Raw genomic sequence first — 6,835 nt, forward strand, 5'->3', positions numbered from 1 at the left:
AACGAATGATATAGGTATCCTGCTGGAAATTCAATGTTGCATCCCCAACCAAATTTGTTTCGTCAGATTTCAACTGCATGAATTTATTCAGGAAATAGCCGGTATTTTGATAACCTGCATCTGGATTGTATTTTGCATATCCGTCATCTTGCAACGCTTTCATATCAAGAATACTAGCTGCAAAACGTGTGTCTGTTCCTGTCATATTACCTTTCATAAAATCATAGCAGGTCGGTGTAATCGGGTTAAAACTCCATCCGCCTACTGTACTTAATGCCGGTGCATGAGCTGCATTAACTACAACATAGCCTCTAGGCCCTACAAGGGTGCACAATGTCGTACCCATATCCGAGCCGCTGCTCCAATTTCCCCAGCCTGTTAAACCCTGATTGGTATGCACATCTTCAAAAATAGATTCCGAATTAAAACGTCCGGGTGCATTTCCAAATAAGGGATTTGAAGCGGTTAGCTTGTTACTCCACAGATCCGAAAAATGGGTCAGCAGTTGGTAGCCGTAAGGGCTGGTAAAACTTGTTCCGTTTTGTGTGCCATTTACCTTCGCCAGCGTTTGCGCAGCCAACGCATATTTGGCCGTATTGCCAGGAAATGCGACACTTCCATCAGGATTTTTTGCACCCGGCCAACCGCTTCCTTCATACAAATAAACTTTTCCCAATAAAGCCGTTGCAGCGCCCTGCGTTAGCCTTCCTGCGTCAGTTGCTGAGAGCGTTTTCGGCAAATCGGGAATAGCTGCAGTCAAATCCGCCTCTATCTGGGCATATACTTCCGGAATAGTAGACTGCTTAACAACATTGATCTCAGCAGCACTTACCGGATGCACAAATAATGGAACATTGCCCCAAATCCGCACCAAATTAAAGTAGTAGTAGGCTCTTAATGTCTTACATTCCGCAATGATTCTCGCCGTATCGCTCACGCCCTGCGCCGTACCGATATTATCCAACAACGCGTTGGCATTGGCAATGCCGATATAATACGTGTACCACAAATTAGCAGGGCCGTTAGTGTTGTCGCCAATATTGGTAGCATTCATTTTATAGTTGGAAACGTACTGTACGCCACTTCCATCAGTAGGTCCGCCGCCACCGCAATAAGCTTCATCCGAAGCGGCGTTCATGATAAATGTCTGGTTGTAGAATGCTCCGGCATTTATTCTTACTGAACTATATGCAGATGCCAATGCAGAATAAATTTCGCTTGGAGTCTGATAATAATTTTGAAGTGGTATCTTGGCATCAGATTTTGTGTCTGCCGTCAAATATTTACTGCAGGAAGCAAAGCTCAAAATAATGCTAAAAGCTGTCAGCCATCGTACAGATTTAAAATTTTTGATTATCATTTTATTTAATATTTAAATGGTTTAAAATTGTAAATTTACTCCTACCATCAGGGTACGTGATTGTGGATAGAATCCTTTATCTACGCCAAATACATTGCCGCCAATTTCAGGATCAAACCCATTGTACTTGGTAAGGGTCAATAGATTTTCTGCTGCTACATATATCCTAAGTTTCTCTGCTCTGATTGATTTTGCTATCCTTTCCGGCAAAGTGTAGCCCAATTGGATATTCTTGAAGCGAAGAAAATCTCCGTTATGCAAATAAAAATCCGACATATTGGTAAAATTACCGTTCGAAGCATCACCCAAGCCGAATGTTGCCAAACGAGGGAATGTATTGCTAGTGCCGGGTCCTGTCCATCTGTTCAAATAATATTGCGGGAAGTTAACGGCTCCTGCATCAAAGCGGCGATAGTCCTGGAATATTTTATTACCACCCTGCCCATTTATGAAGATCAGTAGATCAAAATTGCCCAGTTGCTTGTTGCCATAGCCAAGATTGATGGTTAATCCGTAGGTGTAAGTGGGTAGGCCTGAACCTAAGTAGGTTACATCATTTGCATCGATCACTCCGTCTCCGTTTATATCCTTCCAACGGAAGTCACCCGGTTCTGCATTGGGCTGTATAATCTTTCCGTTTGTGCTTTTATAATTCTGTACATCTGCCTGTGTCTGGAAGATACCATTTGTTTTGTAACCCCAAAAGCCATGTACGGGATAGCCATCGACTTCCCTTGTTAAGGTACCCACATTATTGTTTAGGTTTTGATAAGTTGCTTCACTGAATTGCGCATAAGAATTGCCGGAGCCGATATCGTTTATTTTATTTTTAACCGTAGCAAAATTGGCAGTAGCTCCAATTGTCCAATCGCTCAATTGTTTGTTATAGCCTAATTGAAGTTCAATACCGGTATTGGTTATACGTCCCTGATTTGCCCAAGGTTGATTAGGAACGCCCGCATACAGTGGAAGCGTAACCGGTTCCAAAGCCTTGTTTGTTACTTTATTGAAATAATCGAATGTAAAACTAAAATCATTTAAGAAACGTGCATCAAGCCCTATATCAGTTTGAGCTGTTTGTTCCCATCCCAAATCAGGATTTGACAAAGTAGAGGGAGAAGCGCCCGCAACAGGTGAACCGGCTGTACCAAAGACATAGTTAACACCTCCTTGAATAGTAGAGATATAGTAGAAATTACCAAATTCGTCATTCCCGGTAATTCCATAGCTGCTCCTGATTTTTAAGAAGTTAACAGCGTTACCGAGATTGTTTTTCCAGAAATTTTCCAAAGAAGGTACCCAGCCTACCGATACTGATGGGAAGGTCCCCCACTTTTTATTAGCGCCAAAATGCGTGGAGCCATCACTTCTTACAATAGCTGTCAGCAAATATTTTTGTGCATAATCATAATTTAACCTCCCGAATACAGATGCTATCCGGTGTAAGACATAATCATGAGTCGAGGCCGTAATGTCCGCAGCTCCGTTAGCAGTCGTCCAGTTAAAATTAGCATCTTTATAGTTGTCCACCGGCAAATTCTTTTCAGTAAACCATGTTTCGTTGCCGATTCCGTCCTCACTAATCGCTTGCCCTACGACAATGTCGAAATTATGTTCTTTTACGGAAGTATTATACGATATGGTATTATCCCAGTTCCATTCTGTTCCTACGCCGGAGTGTCTGGACAAAGAGTTGAAATCTTGATGCCTGATACCTGTCTGATAGTACTGTGGGGTATAGGTCCTGTCACCCCAATAATTCCTGTTAACACTAATTTGCGAACGGAACTTTAGACCTTTCATGGGATTGATTTCTAAATAGGTATTCCCAATAATATTATCCGACCAACCAGTATTTCCCAAACGGATTTGTGCGTAACCCAGCGGGTTTACAACTTCCTGCGTTACCAAATTCGAAATGCCATAGAGCATACCATTTGGCGCTACAATGTTATTAGGGCTTGCCTGATATTGTATGCCTGTCGCATCGCTTTTCGAAATATATGGCGGCGTTAAGGGGTCCAATTGCAAAGCATCACTTAAGGCTTCTCCAAATTCAGTATTTGTTCCAACACCTTTGCTGTTGTTGCGTGTGTAACCGATAGACTGCCCGAATTTGAATATTTTCAGGAATTGTTCATTATGGTTGATACGCAGAGAATATTTTTTGAATCCTGATACCTGGGGTAATACAATACCTTCCTGGTCTTGGTAGCCCGCTGATATATAAAGATTAGCATATTGATTTCCGCCGGATATACTGAGTTCGTGATTTGTTCTCAGTGCATTATTAACGAAAATCTGCTTTTGCCAATTAGTTCCTTCGCCCAAAATGCTCGGGGCAGGATAAGGCAATGAGGTTGCTCCGTCAGCTGATGCCTGTTCATTCATTAACGTTGCATATTGCGTTGCATTAGCCATTGGCATCAATCTTGCCGGCGCCTGCGATCCATAATATCCGTTATAATTGACAACCATTTTTCCTTCCCGCCCATGTTTGGTTGTAACCAGAATGACACCGTTACCGGACCGAGTACCATAAATGGACGCAGAAGCCGCGTCTTTTAATACATCTATAGATTCGATATCGGACTGATTCAAAAAGCCCAGATTAGATTGTTGCACGATGATCCCGTCCACTACCCAAAGCGGTTCATTACCAGAAAGGAAAGAAGATAACCCGCGCAACCTCACGGTAAATTCAGATCCAGGTTGCCCGGAGGTTGCTGCGATGGTTACGCCGGGTGTGCGACCCTGTAAAGCGACTTCCACACGCCCGTCATGAGGAATTCCCGCAATGTCCTTTGCATTTACAGTGGCAATAGCACCGGTAACCAATTTCTTTTGTTGTGTGCCATAGCCCACAACTATTACCTCATTCAGACTGCTTGCTAAAGGTTCTAACGTAATGTGCAGATTACTTTGGCCGTTGATAGGCACGTCTTTGTTTTTAAATCCAATGTATGATATGACCAATACATCACTACTTTTTGCTTCAAGGCTAAAGTCGCCGTTGGCATCAGTTAATGTGCCTTTTTTAGTCCCTTTAATCAATACCGAAACGCCCGCTAGCACCTTGCCGCTGGTGTCGGTTACATGACCATTTATCGTCTGCTGAATATTTACAGCTTCTTTATTTTTTGTAAAGGCCTTTGCCTGCTGTGGCGCAAAAAGTGCGGCTGCCATTAGGATAGAAGCGCCGGCCATTAAACAACGAAAGTTGAATCTTCTTTTTTTCATCTTATAAGATTTTTGAGAATTTAGTTTTGCGAAATTTGATAATCATTTCCTGTTGATTCCTTTTAAGAAATCAATCTTTCAAATTGGAGGAGGAGCAATATGTACCATACTATTTTTTTTCATTTTTTCATTTTTTATATAACAAGCAATAAAAGCACTATTTTAAACAGCTCAATTACAATAGGATAGTAGCAATGCTATGCGACTTAGCTATTACTTGTGCCCATTGTCCTTTGATCCACAAATGATAGGAAATAGGTTTGTCTGTTCTGTTTAAAACAACAGTTGCCAATTTTCCGTTTTTATTAATAAAAGAAGTCGCCTGTAAAATATCTCTATTGGTAGTGGTGCTGATCCTTCTAGCACCCGGGCGAATAAATTTTGAAAACTGTCCGATGTACCAATATTCATTGGTGAAATATAATTTCCCGGAATTTACATCTCCGACCAGAGGCGCAAAACAGAAATTGCCGACATGATTGGGGCCACCTGTCTGATCTACCAATATATTCCAATCGCAGTAGGCCGTAATGCCGTTGTTTAGATCATTTAGAATATTATTGGCGTAAAGCTCTCCTAGGCTCCAGTCATTTATTTTATTAAAATCGAATTTTTCTTTGCAACCTTCGGTAAAGAGCAAATTCACATCTGGAAATGCTTCATGTAAGCGAATAATATTGTTGAAAAGAGGACTGCTCTTTGTCCATGTTTCATACCAATGAAATCCTATCCCCCAGACGTATTTTGCAGCGGCAGAATCATTTAAAATGGTGCTGGCATATTGATAGGCCAAGTCGCGATTATGATCCCATGCTATGATCTTTTTCCCCTGCATTCCTGCTTTATCAAAGGCGGGTCCAAGCGCCTCTTTTATAAAATCTCTTTCTTCTTCGGCCGTGAATATGCAGGATTCCCAAATTTGCTTTGCCATGGGTTCATTTTGTACACTTACGCCCCAAACATTGATACCTTGGGCTTTATAGGCTTCAATGAATTTTACAAAATATTTGGCCCAAACGTCGTAATATTCTTTTTTCAAATGGCCCCCATGTAGCATATCGTTATTGTCTTTCATCCAGGCTGGTGGGGTCCAAGGGCTTGCAAATAATTTTAGATGACCATTTAACCTGGCATCTACTCTTTTGATTAATGGAATCTTATATTGCTCATCGTGCTTTACAGAAAAGCTGTTTAATGACGTATCATTGTCTTTTACATAGGTGTAGCTGTCACTGGAGAAATCACAGCTGTTGATATTGGTGCGGCCAAACGTATAACCGATGCCCGAGGTTGTATCATAATAAGCATTAAGGATACTGTCCTGAATATCTTTAGGCATTTTGGCAAAGGTTTCTGCAGACGCATCTGTAAGTGCGCCTCCAAAGCCAATAATTTTTTGAAATTGATGTGTGGGATCTACAAACACGCAAATATCTGTTTCCAAAGGCTGAGGTTGAGGCTCGAAGCTGATGGTATCTGTTGGGCTAATGCGTTCATTAGTGCCTTCAGCAGTTGTATATACGATTGCTTTTTTCCCAGCCATGTTAAAAGATATATTGGCTAAGGAAGAATTGTTTTGAGCGCTGTTGGTATTATTATTTGATGACAGATGACAACTAGATAAGGCCAAACTTATCCCGACAATTAGACAATTAAATTTTTTCATTTAAGTTATATTAAATTATTTATTCCAAATAACATTTGCAGACTTGGTATCCCTTGAGTTAGTGCCTATTTTTATAATAAATGCTCCGGGATCCCAGTCGTATTTTAAATTATAGTCATAATATTTTAAATCTTCCGGTGTGATATTGAATACTACATCTTTACTTTCTCCCGGCTTTAAGAATATTTTTTTAAAACCCTTTAAATCTTCCACACTTCTGGTGACACGCGCCACGGGGTCGGTGATATATAGCTGTACTACTTCTTCGCCCGCATATTTGCCGGTATTCGTAATTTCTATCGAGGCCTTTAGTGTGTCATTCGTTTTTAAAGATGTTTTTGATAAATGAATTGTACCATAAGAAAAAGTAGTATAACTTAATCCATAACCAAAAGGAAAAAGAGGCGTATTGGAAGCATCCAAATAATCTGATTTATATTTGGAGGCATCTTTTTGTTCGTCAAATGGTCGGCCTGTTCTTCTTTCATTATAAAAGATAGGCACCTGTCCGACATTTCTTGGGAAAGACATGGTTAGTTTCCCTGAAGGGTTATATTGCCCAAATAATA

Annotated in this window: 4 protein-coding genes; all 4 read right to left on the minus strand. The window is 40.8% G+C overall.

Annotated elements, in window-relative coordinates; genetic code table 11:
- Positions 1–1,360: RagB/SusD family nutrient uptake outer membrane protein (locus tag ACQR30_RS02550; protein WP_429730798.1), on the minus strand; the 1,360-nt coding region annotated here is incomplete at its 3' end.
- A gap of 21 nt (positions 1,361–1,381) precedes the next feature.
- A complete protein-coding gene (locus ACQR30_RS02555) occupies positions 1,382–4,600 on the minus strand; it encodes a SusC/RagA family TonB-linked outer membrane protein (protein WP_429730801.1) in 3,219 nt (1,072 codons plus the stop codon).
- Between the two features lie 175 nt (positions 4,601–4,775).
- A complete protein-coding gene (locus ACQR30_RS02560) occupies positions 4,776–6,266 on the minus strand; it encodes a glycoside hydrolase family 30 protein (protein WP_429730804.1) in 1,491 nt (496 codons plus the stop codon).
- A 15-nt stretch (positions 6,267–6,281) separates the two neighbouring features.
- On the minus strand, positions 6,282–6,835 hold a 554-nt coding region (locus ACQR30_RS02565), incomplete at its 5' end, for a fibronectin type III-like domain-contianing protein (RefSeq protein WP_429730807.1).

The sequence above is a fragment of the Arachidicoccus sp. genome (assembly GCF_050436765.1).
GTDB lineage: Bacteria > Bacteroidota > Bacteroidia > Chitinophagales > Chitinophagaceae > Arachidicoccus.